Annotated in this window: 11 protein-coding genes; 8 read left to right on the top strand and 3 right to left on the bottom strand. The window is 72.4% G+C overall.

The genetic code is table 11. From position 1 onward, the window contains the following. Nucleotides 1-53: 53 nt before the first annotated feature. Complete coding sequence (locus ACYQ77_RS06925; RefSeq protein ID WP_459708580.1) at nucleotides 54-443, top strand: DUF6401 family natural product biosynthesis protein; 390 nt, start codon at nucleotides 54-56, stop codon at nucleotides 441-443. Between the two features lie 333 nt (nucleotides 444-776). Here the strand turns inward: ACYQ77_RS06925 and ACYQ77_RS06920 are convergent, their stop codons facing one another. Continuing rightward, nucleotides 777-1,742, bottom strand: coding sequence for a mechanosensitive ion channel family protein (locus tag ACYQ77_RS06920; protein WP_459709738.1), 966 nt, complete (start codon nucleotides 1,740-1,742; stop codon nucleotides 777-779). A 331-nt stretch (nucleotides 1,743-2,073) separates the two neighbouring features. Here ACYQ77_RS06920 and ACYQ77_RS06915 point away from each other — a divergent pair, with 331 nt between their 5' ends. Then, on the top strand, nucleotides 2,074-2,946 hold the full coding sequence (locus ACYQ77_RS06915; protein WP_459708578.1) for a ParB/RepB/Spo0J family partition protein: 873 nt from the start codon (nucleotides 2,074-2,076) through the stop codon (nucleotides 2,944-2,946). Nucleotides 2,947-3,095: 149 nt separating this feature from the next. Here the strand turns inward: ACYQ77_RS06915 and ACYQ77_RS06910 are convergent, their stop codons facing one another. Further along, a complete protein-coding gene (locus tag ACYQ77_RS06910; RefSeq protein WP_459708576.1) occupies nucleotides 3,096-5,132 on the bottom strand; it encodes an MMPL family transporter in 2,037 nt (678 codons plus the stop codon). Nucleotides 5,133-5,235: 103 nt separating this feature from the next. Here ACYQ77_RS06910 and ACYQ77_RS06905 point away from each other — a divergent pair, with 103 nt between their 5' ends. Genes ACYQ77_RS06905 through ACYQ77_RS06895 form a run of 3 tightly spaced genes read left to right on the top strand, consistent with a single transcriptional unit; the run spans nucleotide 5,236 to nucleotide 7,111 of the window. Continuing rightward, nucleotides 5,236-5,676, top strand: coding sequence for a MarR family winged helix-turn-helix transcriptional regulator (locus tag ACYQ77_RS06905; RefSeq protein ID WP_459708575.1), 441 nt, complete (start codon nucleotides 5,236-5,238; stop codon nucleotides 5,674-5,676). Between the two features lie 17 nt (nucleotides 5,677-5,693). Continuing rightward, nucleotides 5,694-6,110 (top strand): organic hydroperoxide resistance protein, encoded by a 417-nt coding sequence (locus ACYQ77_RS06900; protein ID WP_459708573.1) that lies wholly within the window; start codon nucleotides 5,694-5,696, stop codon nucleotides 6,108-6,110. Next, on the top strand, nucleotides 6,110-7,111 hold the full coding sequence (locus ACYQ77_RS06895) for an NADP-dependent oxidoreductase (RefSeq protein WP_459708571.1): 1,002 nt from the start codon (nucleotides 6,110-6,112) through the stop codon (nucleotides 7,109-7,111). Before ACYQ77_RS06900 ends, ACYQ77_RS06895 begins: the two co-directional genes overlap by 1 nt. Nucleotides 7,112-7,153: 42 nt before the next feature. On the opposite strand, the gene ACYQ77_RS06890 is transcribed toward ACYQ77_RS06895, so the two are convergent. After that, the gene (locus ACYQ77_RS06890) at nucleotides 7,154-7,858 is read right to left on the bottom strand and encodes an SDR family NAD(P)-dependent oxidoreductase (RefSeq protein WP_459708569.1); all 705 of its coding nucleotides are present in this window, start codon (nucleotides 7,856-7,858) and stop codon (nucleotides 7,154-7,156) included. A 230-nt stretch (nucleotides 7,859-8,088) separates the two neighbouring features. On the opposite strand from ACYQ77_RS06890, the gene ACYQ77_RS06885 reads away from it, so the two are divergent. Genes ACYQ77_RS06885 through ACYQ77_RS06875 form a run of 3 tightly spaced genes read left to right on the top strand, consistent with a single transcriptional unit; the run spans nucleotide 8,089 to nucleotide 14,932 of the window. Next, a complete protein-coding gene (locus ACYQ77_RS06885; RefSeq protein WP_459708567.1) occupies nucleotides 8,089-9,663 on the top strand; it encodes a TIGR02677 family protein in 1,575 nt (524 codons plus the stop codon). Continuing rightward, nucleotides 9,660-10,856: a TIGR02678 family protein gene (locus ACYQ77_RS06880; RefSeq protein WP_459708566.1), complete on the top strand. Its 1,197-nt coding sequence runs from the start codon at nucleotides 9,660-9,662 to the stop codon at nucleotides 10,854-10,856. Before ACYQ77_RS06885 ends, ACYQ77_RS06880 begins: the two co-directional genes overlap by 4 nt. After that, nucleotides 10,853-14,932, top strand: coding sequence for a TIGR02680 family protein (locus tag ACYQ77_RS06875; protein ID WP_459708564.1), 4,080 nt, complete (start codon nucleotides 10,853-10,855; stop codon nucleotides 14,930-14,932). The genes ACYQ77_RS06880 and ACYQ77_RS06875 overlap by 4 nt, the downstream gene beginning before the upstream one ends. The last annotated feature ends 6 nt before the right edge of the window (nucleotides 14,933-14,938 follow it).

Here is a 14,938-nt window from a genome sequence, read left to right as displayed (position 1 = left end):
TACTCGGCGTGATACACACGCGGGTGGTTTTCGATTGATAGTGGGTGATCTTCATGGGGGTCCGGCGCCTCGAACGGTCGGCACGGCGAACGCTCGAACGTCTCCACGAGCAGTTGGGCACGGCGGGCCTGGTGGCCGCGGCGTCCGTCCCCGGCCTCGCGGCGGTGCTCGACCAGCACTCCGCGGCGGTCCGCGACATCCTGACCACGGGCGTGGAAGCGGGCGCGACGGTGGCCGGCGCGGTCCTGCTGGCGGGCTACGCGCAGGGCATCCAGGACCACATCCGGGAGCGCGGCCTGACCCTGCGGATCCCGGTCGACGTCACCGAGTGGCGCACGGCGAGCTGGTTCCACGTGCGGCTGCTGGCGGTGTGCTCACTCGCGAGGAACGTCCTGCCGGGCCACCCGGTCACGAGAACCGACGACCTGCCGTCGCTCGCCTGACGGGTTCGTCCTGAGCGCGGTGCTGGGTCTCAACCGCGTGCTCTCCGGGCAGCCCCGGACCGCGACGCCCCAGCGCCTTTCCGGACACGCAACACCCCGAAAGCGCCAGCGGAACGCGACCCCGGCAAGCCGCTGACCTGCGAAAACGTGCCCCCCAGTACGTACGGCAGGCCCCACCCGTTCCCGGGGGCCACCCGCCTTGCCAGTCTACCAGTGGGGGCTGACATTCCCGGCTCGGAGCGGTGGGGCTGTGGACAACCGGTGTGGCTGTGGACAACTCGGCGGCGGCCCGGGAGCCGGATGGGCTCACGGGCCGCCGCCGGGTAGGTCGGGTCACTGTTGCGGACGGTTGGGCGGCAGGGTGCCGCCCTGCTGGGGGTAGCCGGGGTTCTGCGGGTACTGCTCGTAGCCCTGCGGCATGCGCTGCTGCTGCATGCCCTGCGCCCCCGCCGTGCCGCCCGGCATCGGGCCGGTCTGGGCGCTGTGGGCACCGCTGTGCGCACCGCTGTGGGCGCCGCCGCCCGTGTGGGCCATGTGCTCCGTGCGGGTGGTGGTGGGCGCGCCGGCGCGGGTCGCGTCCTCCTTGCCGCGCTGGTACGCCTCGGCGGCCGCCCTGGCCTGCGGGAACTCGTTCTCCGCGCGGTTCAGCCAGGTCTCCCACCGCTGCTGCATCGGCCGCACGAGGCCGCCGCCGACGCCGATGATCGCGATGCCGCCGATGGTGGCGAGGACCGTGATCAGCACCGGGGTGGTCACCGAGGTCGCGACGCCGATCTGGTTCAGCGCGGCGATGATGCCCAGGCCCCAGATGAACACCGAGGCGAGGGTGCCGAGCAGCCTGCCGTACGACAGACCGCCGAGCGCACCCGTGACCAGGTCCTTGACGGCACGGGCCACCGCACCGGCCACGACGACGATGACGATCGCGACGACGGCCCTCGGGAGCCACGCCACGATGCCGGTCAGCATGGCGCTCACCGGGTTCGGGCCGAACACGCCGAACGCCATCTGGAGGGCGATCAGCAGCACGGCGTAGTACACGAGCTTCGCGATGATGTCCGATGCGTCGTATTTGCTCCGGGACATCATGCGGTTGATCCCGCCGCGTTCCACCACACGGTCGAACCCGACCCGTTCGAGGACCTTGTCGACGACCTTGCTGAGCGCCTTGGCGATCAGCCAGCCGATGAACAGGATCAACAGGAACGCGAGCAGTTTGGGCACGAACGTGGCGATCGTGCTCCACGCGTTCGAAATCCCCTGACCGAAATCGACGGCCGCGAGGTTGGAACTCTGCAACGCCATCGCCTCCTTCCAGGCGTGACGGCACGTCCCCTCTGGACGCGCGTTAGAGAAAGCCTGTACCCACTCTGTGACCTGCCACACTTCGGACCAGGGGTATTCACCTGGCCGGGTGAGGTCCACAGTCCATTCCGTACGCCTTCTACCTGCGGCGTCACGCTTGGTCGGCGCTCGGATCGATACGGTGTGCGAATACAGCCGGGAACAGATCCCGTGCGTTCCGTGAATCCGTCACTGGCGGCGAGGACCGCGGGCTGGAAACGTCGTAGGGAACGTTTGCTTCTCGACCGCGGCCCGAGCAGGGCCGCCGTTTTCCAGGGGGGCCGACATGCCGTTCGATGTCGACGGTCCTGTCACCATGGTCGCGGTGTCGGAGGTGCGCGGCGGCCATTCACCCCGCCAGAGCGGGGAGAACCTCGAGCACGTCCGCACGCTGGCCGACACCGACGGCGAGTTACCACCCATCATCGTCCGCCGCGATGACATGCGGGTCGTGGACGGCATGCACCGGCTTCGAGCCGCACGCATGCGCGGCGACGAGCGGATCGCGGTCCGGTTCTTCGACGGCGGCGACGACGAGGCGTTCGTGCTGGCGGTGCGCACGAACGTGACGCACGGCCTGCCGCTGTCGCTCGCCGACCGCAAGGCGGCGGCCACGCGCATCATGGCCTCGCACGCGCACTGGTCCGACCGCATGATCGCCAAGGTCGCCGGGCTGTCGGCGGCGACCGTCGCGCGGATCCGCCGGGAACGCCCGGAGCCAGCGCCGGACGTGCGGCTCGGGCACGACGGCAAGCTGCGGCCGGTCAACAGCCTGGAGCGGCGCCGGGTGGCACGCGCGATCCTGTTGACCGAGCCGGACCTGTCGCTGCGCGAGGTCGCGCGCCGGGCGGGCATCTCCCCGGAGACCGCCAGGTCGGTGCGCCGCAGGCTGGCGGAGGCCGGTCCCCCGCCGAGCCCGGACCCGGCGACGCTGGTGACGCGGCTGCGCAGCGACCCGACGCTGCGGTTCTCGGAGACCGGCCGGACGCTGCTGCGGCTGCTCGACGCCCGTTCGGTGCCGCCGGAGAAGTGGGCCGAGATCGCGGCGAACGTCCCGCCGCACTGGCGCGACACGGTGGCGCGGATGGCCGTCGAGTGCGCCGACACGTGGCGCACGTTTGCGGAAACCCTGCTGACCCCGCGCACCAAAGCAGGCTGACCCCCGCGAGTCACGCTCTCGAACAGCGCGAGTCACGCCCAGGAACACACCGAGTTGCCGGTTTCGTGCACACGCCGGGCCACCCGGCCTGCACGAAACCGGCAACTCGGTGTGCGCGAGAGCGCGACTCGCGAGGGCCGGGGGGTGGGTCAGGGGGTTTCTTGGCGGCTCAGTTTGGCCGGCCACCAGATCTTTTTGCCGATGTCGATGGTCAGGGCCGGGACCAGCAGGGAGCGGACCACGATCGTGTCCAGCAGGACGCCGAACGCGACGATGAACGCGATCTGGGCCAGGAACAGCACCGGGATCACCGACAGCGCCGCGAAGGTCGCCGCCAGCACCACGCCGGCCGACGTGATCACGCCGCCCGTCACCGCGAGACCGCGCAGCGTGCCCTTGCGGGTGCCGGACTCCAGCGCCTCCTCCCGCACCCTGGTCATCAGGAAGATGTTGTAGTCGATGCCCAGCGCCACCAGGAAGATGAAGCCGAACAGCGGTATCGCCGGGTCGGCACCCGGGAAGTCGAAGACGTGGTTGAACACGATCGCGGACACGCCCATCGTGGCCGCGAACGACAGCACGACCGTCGCGATCAGCAGGAGCGGGGCCACGAGCGCGCGCAGCAGCAGCGCGAGGACCAGGAAGATCACCACGAGCACGATCGGGATGATCAGCGTGCGGTCGTGGCGGGACGCGGTCTGCACGTCGAGCTGGATCGCGGTCTGACCGCCGACGTGCGCGTCCGCGCCCGGCACGTCGTGCACGGCGGCGCGGATGCGTTCCACAGTGGACAGTGCAGCCTCGGAGTCGGCCGGGTCGGTCAGGGTGGCCTGCAGCAGCGCGAGACCGTCCTTCTCCCCCGTCGGCACCACCCGCGCCACCCCGTCCACCGTGGCCGCCTTGACGACCTCCTCGGCCTGCGCCGCGTTGGCGATGATCACCGTGGGCGAGCCGGAGCCGCCGGGGAAGTGCGCCGACAGGATGTCCTGGCCGCGCACGGAGTCCACCTCGGTCAGGAAGATGTCCGACTGCGCGGTGCCGTTCGCCTTCAGCTGCGGCACGAACGCGACCCCCGCGAGCAGCACGACCGTCGTCACGATCCAGATCAGCCGGGGCCGGGCGCCGACGTGCCGCGCGATCCACCCCCACAACCCGCGGTGCTCCGGCTTCTCCGACCCGTGCCTGGGGCGGAACGGCCAGAACGCGGCGCGGCCGACGAGCGCGAGCACCGCGGGCAGGAACGTGAGCGAGGCGAGCAGCGCGGCGCCGATGCCGATCGCGGCGACCGGGCCGAGGCCCTGGTTGGAGCGCAGGTCGCTGAACAGCAGGCACAGCAGCCCGAGCACGACGGTGCCCGCCGACGCGGCGATCGGCTCGAGGGTCGCGCGCCACGCCGTGCGGATGGCGGTGTACTTGTCGTCGATGTCGCGCAGCTCCTCGCGGAACCGGGACACCAGCAGGAGCGCGTAGTCGGTGGCCGCGCCGAAGACCAGGATGAACAGGATGCCCTGGCTCTGGCCGTTGAGCGTCAGCACGTCGTGGTCGGCGAGCTGGTAGACGACGAACGCGGCGACCCCGAGCGCGAACACCGCCGACAGCAGCACGATCAACGGCAGCAGCGGGCTGCGGTACACGACGACGAGGATCAGCGCCACGACCAGCCCGGCGACCAGCAGCAACAGCCCGTCGATGCCGCCGAACGCGACGACGAGGTCGCCGATCTGCCCGCCCGGCCCGGTGACCAGTACCGTCAGCCCGTCCGGTGTGCCCTCGGCGAGCTCGGCACGCAGGTCGGCGACGACCTTGTCCGGCTCGCCCCCGTCGGCGGCGATCGGCACGACGAACTGCGCGGCCTGGTCGTCCTCCGACCGCTCCGGCGGCATCGCGCGCCCGGCGATCCCCTCGACGTCCGCGAGGGCCGCACCGCGTTCGGCGAGGAAGCGCAGGTCGTCCTCGGTGATCCCGGACTTCCGCTCGGCGACGACCACCGCGGGCAGCACCTGCTTCTCGCTGAACCGCCGCTGCAGGTGCTCGACCTCGGTCGCCTCCGCCGACTCCGGCAGGAAGGACGCGTTGTCGTTCTTCGCCACGTCGGCGAGCTTGCCCGCGAACGGCCCGCCGACCCCGCCGATGGCGAGCCAGACGACCACGAGCAACGCCGGTAACCACCATCGGACACGACCCATGCGCAGAGCCTAGAGGCACTATTGGCAGCGTGCTCAATAGCGGGTGGGGTGAGCCGCGGCACATTGGATTGTGCACAACTGAATTGTGCGTAATGTATCTGACGTGACGGCCGAGGACCTGAAGCTCGAGAAGCAGGTGTGCTTCGCGCTCTACGCGGCGTCGCGGGCGGTCATCAACCTCTACCGGCCCGCGCTCGACGCGCTCGGCCTCACCTACCCGCAGTACCTCGTGCTGCTCGTGCTCTGGGAGCGCGGGCCCGCGCTGGTCAAGGAGCTCGGCGAGGCGCTCGACCTGGACTCGGGCACCCTCTCCCCGTTGCTCAAACGGCTCGAGGCGAACGGGCTCGTGCGCCGGGAGCGGTGCGCGGACGACGAGCGCGCCGTCCGGGTCCACCTCACGGACGCGGGGAGCGCGCTCCGGGCCAGGGCGACCGACGTGCCGCGCAAGCTCTCCGGCGCGACCGGCATGCGACTGCGGGAACTCGAGGCGCTGCGGGACGACCTCGTACGCCTGACCGAAGAGATCACCGCACAGCGGGACTGACCGAGAAGGGGATCCACATGGAAGCGCTCTACACCGCGAAGGCCACGTCGTCCGGCGCGGGCCGCAACGGGCACGTCGCGTCGTCGGACGGCGTGCTCGCGCTCGACCTGTCCATGCCGAAGGAGATGGGTGGCGCCGGCGGCGCGGGCACCAACCCCGAGCAGCTGTTCGCCGCCGGGTACGCGGCCTGTTTCCACAGCGCGCTGCAGGCGGTCGCGCGCCGGGAGAAGGTGTCGGTGCGCGAGTCGACGGTGACCGCCGAGGTCGGCATCGGCAAGCAGGACGGCGGTTTCGGCCTCGCGGTCGACCTGGTGGTGTCGCTGCCGGGGGTCGAGGAGGAGACCGGCCGCAAGCTGGTCGACGCCGCGCACCAGATGTGCCCGTACTCCAACGCGACGCGGGGCAACATCGACGTGAACCTGCGGGTCGCCTGATGGGCGTCACCGCGCGGGAGATCCGCCTCGCGTCCCGGCCGAGCGGCTGGCCGACCGACGAGAACTTCGCGTTCGCGGACGTCGAGCTGCCCTCGCCCGGGGCGGGGGAACTGCTGGTGCGCAACACGTTCATGTCCGTCGACCCGTACATGCGGGGCCGGATGAACGACGTCAAGTCCTACACGCCGCCGTTCGAGCTCGGCAAGGCCCTCGAGGGCGGCGCCGTCGGCGAGGTCCTGGAGTCCGGTGTGGACGGTGTGGCGGCAGGCGACCTGGTGCTGCACAACGCTGGCTGGCGGTCGCACGCGCTGGTGTCGCAGTACACGCCGCTGACGCCGGTCGAGGGCGTGTCGCCGTCGCACTTCCTCGGCGCGCTGGGGATGCCCGCGCTGACCGCGTACGTCGGCCTGCTCGACATCGCGGAGTTCAAGCCGGGCGACGCGGTGTTCGTGTCCGGCGCCGCGGGCGCCGTCGGCAGCGTGGCCGGGCAGATCGCGCGGCTGAAGGGCGCGAGCCGGGTGGTCGGCAGCGCCGGTTCGGCGGAGAAGGTCGCGCACCTGACCAGCGACCTCGGTTTCGACGCGGCGTTCAACTACCGCGACGGCGACGTCGGCGAGCTGCTCGAACGGGCCGCGCCGGACGGCATCGACGTGTACTTCGACAACGTCGGCGGCGACCACCTGCGGGCGGCGATCGACGCGCTGCGCACCTACGGCCGCGTCGCCGTGTGCGGGTCGATCTCCATGTACAACGAGAAGGAGCCGCCGCCGGGGCCGCGCAACCTGCACCTGGTGGTCGGCAAGCGGCTCAAGCTGCGCGGGTTCATCATCCTCGACCACTACGACCGCTTCGGCGCCATGGCGAAGGAGGTCGGGCAGTGGCTCGCGAGCGGTGAGCTGGTCGCCGAGGAGACCGTTGTGGACGGTCTCGACAACGCGCCCGCCGCGTTCCTCGGCATGCTGCGCGGCGAGAACACCGGAAAGATGGTCGTCCGGCTGTGAGCGTGGGAGAGCGCTCGCCGCGGACGGCGAGCGCTCTCCAGCTCACCAGGGCAGCCTGCCGTCCACCGCGTACGGCCCGTTGCCGTGGTACCCGCCGGTGCCACCCGCGCCGAGCGCCAACCGCACGGGGAGCTCGGCGCCCTGCTCGACGGTCTGCACCCCGTCGCCGGGCGTGAACCCGTTGAGGTCGGTGCCGACGAGCCCCGGGTCGACCGCGTTGACCCGGATGGGCGCGAGCGCGCGGGCGTACATGACGGTGACGGCGTTCAGCGCGGCCTTCGAGGAGCTGTAGGCCATCAGCTGCCGCTGGGCGGGGCGGCTGTCGAAGTCGGCGAGGGTCGAGACCGAGCCGAGCGTGCTGGACATGTTGACGATCCGCGCGTCCGGCGAGCGGCGCAGCAGGGGCACGCAGGCGCGCGTGACCGTGACGACCCCGAACACGTTGACCTCGAAGGCGTCCCGCATCACGGCGGCACTCATGTCGGCGGGATCGATCCCCCAGTCGACGGCGACGCCCGCGTTGTTGACGAGCACGTCGAGCGCGTCGAGCCCGGCGACCGCCTTGGCGACCGATTCCTCGTCGGTGACGTCGAGCAGCAGGAACCGCGCCCCGATCTCGGCCGCGGCGGCCTTACCCCGGGTGGCGTCCCGTGCCCCGAGGTAGACGGTCATCCCCTCGGCCACGAGCCGCCGCGCGATCTCCTTGCCGATCCCCTTGTTCGCTCCGGTGACCAGTGCTGTTTCCATGGCTCCAGCCCACCAGCGGAACCCCGGGACGAGAAGGACCGCTTCGGTCCGGGTCCATACCGGGCGGGTATGAATGCCCCGGTAGTGGTTCGGTGGTGGCGGCGGGCACGGGCGGGGAGGCGCACCACCCGGTGACAGGTACGGGGCGGATCGGCGGAACGCCCGTGTCCCCCGGGTGGGTGGGGCACGTCGCCCAGCATTGTCGGCGGGCGCGGGTAGGGTGGGCGACCGTGTCATCGGAACCGGCAGCCAACGCGTCCGCCGCGCCGGCCGACCTGGCCGCGGACGAGGCGCGCCGGCTCAAGCTGTACGCCTACCTGGACGCACGCGAGCACCGGCGCACCTATCTGTGGATCATGCGGCTGTTCGCGTCGACGCTGCTCGCGGACCTGTCCGCGGGTGAGGTGTCGGCCGCGCTGAGCGCCGCGGAACGCAGGGGCGACATCGCCCCCGGCGAGTCGCGCGTGGAGAACGTGATCACCCGGCTCAAGCAGCTCGTCGAGTGGGGCAACCTGGTCGCCGGGCGGCGCGAGGTGGTCGCGTCGTCGATCGCCGAGTTCCAGCACGGCAGCGTCCGCTACCAGGTCAGCAAGCTCGGCGTGCGCGTCCAGCGGGACGTCGACGAGCTGCTGCGCACCACGGAGGGCGCCCGCGAGGTCTCCCGCGAGCTGCTGCCCGCCATCGCCGCGGGTCTCGACGAGCTGCTGGTCCGCCTCTCCCGCGCGAGCTACGAGCACGCCCGCGACCCGGGTTCGGACGCCGCGCAGAAGGCCGTCGAGCGGATGGCCGAGCAGGTCACCACGCTCTTCCTGCAGCACGGCGAGCTGGCCGCGACCGTCCGGGACTTCTACGCCTACCTCGGTCAGGTCGTCACCCGCTACCACCTGGCCTCCGACGAGATCTCCGGCTTCCGGAACCTGCTCGTCGAGTACATCCAGATGGTCGTCGAGGACGTGCTGCGCTACACGCCGGCGATCGCCGAGATCCTGACCCGCGACGAGTTCGCCGGCGCCACCCGCCACCTGCTGCGGCTGCTCACCCCGTCCGGCTCGCTGGGCCGCGACGTGGAACGCGCCCGCGGCCGCGCCGCCGCCGACTGGCGCGAGCTGACCGACTGGTTCGTCGACCGGCCGGGCCGCCCGTCGCAGGTCACGGCGCTGCGGGAGGCCACGGCCCGCGCCATCGGCACGCTGCTCGCCACCGTCAAGCGCGCCACGTCGGCGGGCGGTCCCGAACCGGGGCGCCGCGCCGAGCTGCTGCAGCTCGCCAAGTGGTTCGACGAGTCGACGCCCGACCAGGCGCACACGCTGGCCGCCGCCGCGTTCGGGTTGTACCCGGCACGCCACATCGGCCCGCCGCCCGAGCACGACGGCGACGACGAGCAGACCCCGTGGGCCGACGGCCCGGTGGTGGACGTGCTGGTCACGGTCCGCGGCCGGGGCGAGCGGACCCGCGGGCGCACGTCCCGCATCCTCGACAACCCGCTGGGCCGTGAGCAGCTGCTCGCCGAGGCCCGCAACGCCGACGCGCGGCACGCGGCGGCGGTCGCCGAGCTGGCGTCGGTGAAGCGGCTGGCCGACGTGACCCTGTCGGCCGACGCGCTGGGCACGCTGTGCGGTCTGCTGACCGACGCCATGGCGCAGCGCGAACGCGCCACCGACCCCGGCGAGGCCGTCGACCCGGTCGGCGGGCTGACGCTGCGGCTGCGCCCGGAGTCCGGTGGCACGGCGGTGATCCGCACGGAAGGCGGTGTGCTGGAGCTGCGGGACACCGCCGTCGAGTTCAGTACGGGCGGTGCTCGTTGAGCGCGGAAGTACTGGACAAGCTGAGTGAGATCGACCAGGCCGACGCGGTGCGCTGTGCCCGCGTCCTCCTGCGCCGCCCGCTCGTGCGCACGGGCGGCCCCGAGAGCGAGCTGCTGCCGCTGACCTACCGCCACCGCGCGGTGCTGTCCGAGCTGTTCGCCGGGGTCCTCGGCTACCGGCTCGTCGTGGAACGGCGGTTCGCGCGGCTGTACAAGTCCGGTCCCGGCCACGACGCCACCCGCGGCGAGCCGACGCTCACCCCGCGCGGCTATGCCTACCTGGCGCTCACGCTCGCCTCCCTCACCGGCATCGGCCAGCAGACGCTCCTGTCGCGCCTGGTCACCGACATCCGCTCGGCCGCGACGCAGGCGGGCATCGAGCTGTCCGACGACCTCGGCGAGCTGCGGGCCATCGCCTCCGCGCTGCGCTACCTGGTCTCGCTCGGCGTGCTCACCGAGACCGAGGGCACGGTCACCGGCGACGAGGAGGCGCTCCTCACGATCGACACGACGCTGCTCGGCCAGCTGGTCGCGGGTCCGCTCGGCGTCGCCACCACGCCGAGCGAGCTGGTCGCGCTCGCCGCCCGGCCAGGGCCGCGCGGCATCGAGCACGCGCTGCGCCGCAAGCTCGTCGAGAACCCGGTCACCCACTACGCCGACCTCACCGACGACGAGGCCGCCTGGCTGCGCAAACGCGCGCGGGCGGAGTCGCGGCTGATCGAGAAGTGCTTCGGGCTGGTCGCCGAGGTGCGGCGCGAGGGCATCGCGGTCACCGACCCGGAGGACTACCTCACCGACGTCTCCTTCCCCGGCCAGTCGACGGTCGCGCGGGTGGCGCTGCTCGCACTGCCGGACCTGCTGTCGTCCGGCGAGACCAGGGATGGTTGGGTTGCGGTGCCGGTCGAGCGCGTCACGACGGTGTGCGACGAGCTGGTCGACGCCTACCCCGCCGCCTGGTCGAAGCTGATGGTGGCGAGCATCCCGAAGCTGGTCGACGACGTCCTGCACCTGTTGCTGTCGCTGGGGTTGGCGAAACCCGCCGAGGACGGTTCGTGGCTGCTCAGCCCGGCCGCGCACCGGTGGGCGCCGGAACCGGACGGGGCGCCGCGCTCCGCCGAGGAGCCGGAGAAGGCGCCGGAACCGGAGCCGGGCTGGTCGCTGTTCGATCACCACGAGGGGGAGGAAGCCGGATGACCGCCACAGCAACGCGCTGGAAGCTGCACCGCGGCGGCATCGTCAACGTCTGGCAGTACGCGGTGGAGGAGTTCGACTTCTCCGGCGGCCGCGTGATCTTCCAGGGCACCAACGGTTCCGGCAAGTCCCGCACGCTGGAGCTGCTGCTGCCGCTGTGCCTCGACGGCGACCTGCGCCAGATCGGTTCCAAGGGCTACGACACGGTGTCCATGCGGCGCCTCATGCTCGACGACTACACCGGCGGCCCCAACCGCATCGGGTACGCGTGGATCGAGCTGCGCCGCGAGGTGAACGGCCGCGAGGAGTTCCTGACCAGCGGCATCGGCATCAAGGCGTCCGCGAACTCGCAGCAGATCGGCGACTCGTGGCGGTTCGTCACCGACCGCCGCGTCGGCGTGGACTTCCAGCTCGTGTTCGACGGCACCCCGGTCGGCGCGACCCAGCTGCGCGACCTGCTCGGCGCCGACTGCCTGCACGACGAGGAGCCGTTCCGCGCGAAGATCGCCGAGCTGGTGTACGGCATCCCGGCCGTCCGCTACGCCGACCTCCTGCACCTGCAGCGGACCCTGCGCAACCCGGACGTGGGCCTCAAGGTCCTGGAGGGGCAGCTGGAGCAGATCCTGTCCGACTCGCTGCCGCCGCTGGACCCGACGGTGATCGAGCAGCTGGCGCGGTCGTTCGAGGACCTGGAGTCCATCCGCGACAACATCCGCACCCTGGGCGCGGCCGACACCGCCCTGCAGCGGTTCCTGTCGAGCTACGCGGGGTACGCGTACCGTGAGCTGCGGTCGGCGGGCAAGCGCGGGGTGGACGCGTCGAAGGAGCTGTCGGCCGCGCGCAACGAGATCACCAAGCTCGTGGCGCGGCTGCGGGACGAGGAGGCGTCGGCGGAGAAGGCCGAGGTCGAGGTCGCGCAGCTGGAGGAGCAGGAGCTGACGCTCGAGGCGAGGATCGACTCGCTGAAGAGCAGCCCCGCCTACGACAGCGTGCGTGACCTGGCCGACCGCAAGCGGGTCGTGTCCGCGGCCCGTCAGGCGGCGGTGAGCGCGCTCAAGCAGCTGCGCACCCAGCGGGAGCACACCGAGCAGCTCGTCGACTCGGTCGTGTCCGAGCTGGCGCGGTTCGTCGACGACACCAACCAGGCCGCCGAGCTGGCCGACTCGGTGCGGTCCCGGATGCGCGAGGCCGGACTGGACCCGCGCCTGTGCCCGCAGGTCCCGGCCGTGCCGGAGGCGGCGGCGACGGAGGTGCACGAGTTCGTGCGCCTGTCGCTGGACCCCGAGGCGGCGCCGGAGGAGGCGACCCGGCGCGTGCCGCCGGACATCCAGCCGCACTCGCTGCGTGCCGCGCTGGAGGCGTGCGGCGCGCAGGCAGCGGAGGCGGTCGCGGCGCTGCGGGAGCGGTGCGCGGTCACGCTGACGCTGCTGGAACGGGCGCGCGAGCTGGACTCCGAGCGGTCCGAGGTCGAGCGGCTGCAGCGGGAGGCCCGCGAGGCGCAGCTGGAGGCGACCGAGTCGGTCGGGCGGCGCAACGAGGCCGCGCAGCGCCTGGAGGACGTGGCGGCGACGTGGCACGCGGCGGTGCTGCAGTGGTCGTCGGCCGGTCCGCTCGCCACCGTCGAACGCGGCGACGAGCTGGTGCCGCCCGCGCTGGCCGACCTGACGGCCGACGTGGACGCGGCCCGCGGCGCGACCGAGCGGGCGGCGGCCTGGCTGCGCGGGCGGCTGCCCGTGCTGCACGCCGAGGTCGACCGGGCCGGCCGCGGCGTCGACGAGCTGGACCGGCGGATGGCCGAGTCCGAGGACGAGCTGAACGCGCTGCGTGCCGGTGTCGACCCGGAGCCGGCGCTGCCGGTGTCCGATGTGGACCGCGACCCGGCTTCGGGTGCCGCGTTCTACCGGCTCGTGGACTTCGCGCCGACGCTGACGCCGTCCGAACGGGCGGGGTGCGAGGCGGCGCTGGAGTCGTCCGGGCTGCTGAACGCGTGGGTGACCGCCGACGGCACGCTCACCGACGCCGCGTCGCGGGACCTGACGGCGATCGTCGCGGGCCCGGCCGTGTCCCCGTCGCTGTCGGACGTGCTGGTCCCCGCGGTGCCGCCGGGCTCGCCGGTGTCGGCGGACCTGGTGACGCAGGTGCTCAGCCGCGTCGGTCTGGACACGGACGCCGGCCTGTCGATCTCCCTGGACGGCCGCTGGCGGGCCGGTGTGCTCACGGGTGCCATGACCAAGCCCGCGGCCGAGTTCGTCGGTGCGGGGGCCCGGGAGACCGCGCGGCAGAAGCGGATCAGCGACCTGGCGTCGGAGCTGGCGCGGCTGGCGGACGAGCGCGAGCTGGCCGTGAAGGCGCTGACCGTGGCGCAGGAACACGTGGTCGCGTGGGAGCGGCACAGCGACGAGTACCCCGACGACCGCGAGCTGCTGGCCGCGCACGTGACGCTCCGCGCGGCGGCCGCGTCGGCGGACGACGCGAGCAACAAGGCGTTCTCGTTGCGGGACAAGCACTCCGGCACCGGTGACCGCTACCGGGCCCGGCAGGACGCGCTGCTCACCGACGCGCGCGCGGCGGGCTTGGACGCGACGGCGGAGTCCCTGCAGCTGGCGCGCGCGTCGGCGCTGGAGGCCCGCACGACGGCGGAACAGCTGCAGACCGCGCTGACGAAGCGCTGCCTGGGTGGCGTGGACAGCCTCACCAGGTCGCTGGACAACCACGCCCGCGTCGACGCCGAACTGGCCGACGTGCAGGCGGGCGCCGACCGGGCGTGCCTGGACTACCTGAACGAGCAGGCCGGGTACGAGGAGCGGGTCCGCGCCATCGGCGGCGCCGCCGAGCAGCTGGAACGCGAGCTGTCGGCGGCCGAGGAGGAACGCGCGGCGGTCCGCCAGCGCCTGCCCGAGATCCGCCAGGAGGCGACGGCGGCGAGGGTCAAGGCGGGCAAGACGCAGACGCAGATCGACACGAAGCAGTCGAAGATCGAGGAGTTGACCGACCGCGAAGCCGCGGCACAGCAACGCTTCCGCGACGCGCTGTCCGCGGACGGCGTGTGGCCCGCGGCGGTCGAGGCGCCGATGCCGGACGACCTGGCGGAGGCGTACCAGGTCCTGACCGCGCACCCGCGCGACGGCGTCAGCGAGGACACGGTGCTCGGCAACCTGCAGACGCTGCAGTCGACCCTGGCCGGCAGCCACGACGTGATCGCGCAGCGGTCGGCGGACATCCTGACGGTCACGGTGACCGGTGCGCAGGGCCCGCAGCCGGTGGCGGTCGCGGCCCGCGAAGTGGCGGAACGCCTGACCGCGCAACGGGACCTGCTGTCGGAGGAGTACCAGCAGATCTTCGACGCGTTCATGCTGCGCGACCTGGCCGACAAGCTGGCCACGCAGATCGAGGTGGCCGACGACCTGTGCCGCCGGATGAACGAGACGCTCGACCGCGCGCGCTCCAGCCAGGGCGTGCACGTCCAGCTCGACTGGCAGCCCGCCCCGGACCTGGAGGACGAGATGCGCCAGGCCATGCAGCTGATCCGCACCCCGTTCGCCAAGCGCGCGGAAGGCCAGGACGAGGCGCTGCGTTCCGCGCTGACCGAACGCATCACCGCGGAACGCGACGGCCACTCGGGCGACTACGCGGAGGTTCTCGCCCGCGCGCTGGACTACCGCTCGTGGTACCGCTTCACGGTGCGCGTCAAGGACCTCGGCCCGGACGGCAGCCCCCGCACCCGCCGCATGCGGCAGCTGTCGTCGGGTGAGACCCGCCTGATCTCGTACGTGACGCTGTTCGCGGCCGCGTCGGCGTTCTACGACGCCGTCGGCACGGCAGCCGAGCGCCCGCCGGTGCGTCTCGTGCTGCTGGACGAGGCGTTCGAACGCCTCGACGAGCCGACGATCGCGCGGATGCTCGGCCTGCTGGTGGACCTGGACATGGACTGGATCATCACGTGGCCCAGCGGCTGGGGCCTGTCGGAGAAGATCCCGCGCATGCACATCTACGACGTGCTCCGCCCCAAGGGCGGCAGCGGGATCGCGTGCACCCACGCCATCTGGACGGGCAAGTCCCTCACCGACGACCCGAGGTAGTGCGGC

The sequence above is a fragment of the Actinophytocola sp. KF-1 genome (assembly GCF_054661535.1).
Note: the sequence above shows the minus strand (reverse complement) of the source record. Positions and strands in the feature narration are given on the sequence as shown.

Bases quoted from the DNA above. Each gene is read 5' to 3' on its own strand.
- ACYQ77_RS06925 (WP_459708580.1), top strand. From the start codon at position 54: ATGGGGGTCCGGCGCCTCGAACGGTCGGCACGGCGAACGCTCGAACGT.
- ACYQ77_RS06915 (WP_459708578.1), top strand. From the start codon at position 2,074: ATGCCGTTCGATGTCGACGGTCCTGTCACCATGGTCGCGGTGTCGGAG.
- ACYQ77_RS06910 (WP_459708576.1), bottom strand. From the start codon at position 5,132: ATGGGTCGTGTCCGATGGTGGTTACCGGCGTTGCTCGTGGTCGTCTGG.
- ACYQ77_RS06900 (WP_459708573.1), top strand. From the start codon at position 5,694: ATGGAAGCGCTCTACACCGCGAAGGCCACGTCGTCCGGCGCGGGCCGC.
- ACYQ77_RS06895 (WP_459708571.1), top strand. From the start codon at position 6,110: ATGGGCGTCACCGCGCGGGAGATCCGCCTCGCGTCCCGGCCGAGCGGC.
- ACYQ77_RS06890 (WP_459708569.1), bottom strand. From the start codon at position 7,858: ATGGAAACAGCACTGGTCACCGGAGCGAACAAGGGGATCGGCAAGGAG.
- ACYQ77_RS06875 (WP_459708564.1), top strand. From the start codon at position 10,853: ATGACCGCCACAGCAACGCGCTGGAAGCTGCACCGCGGCGGCATCGTC.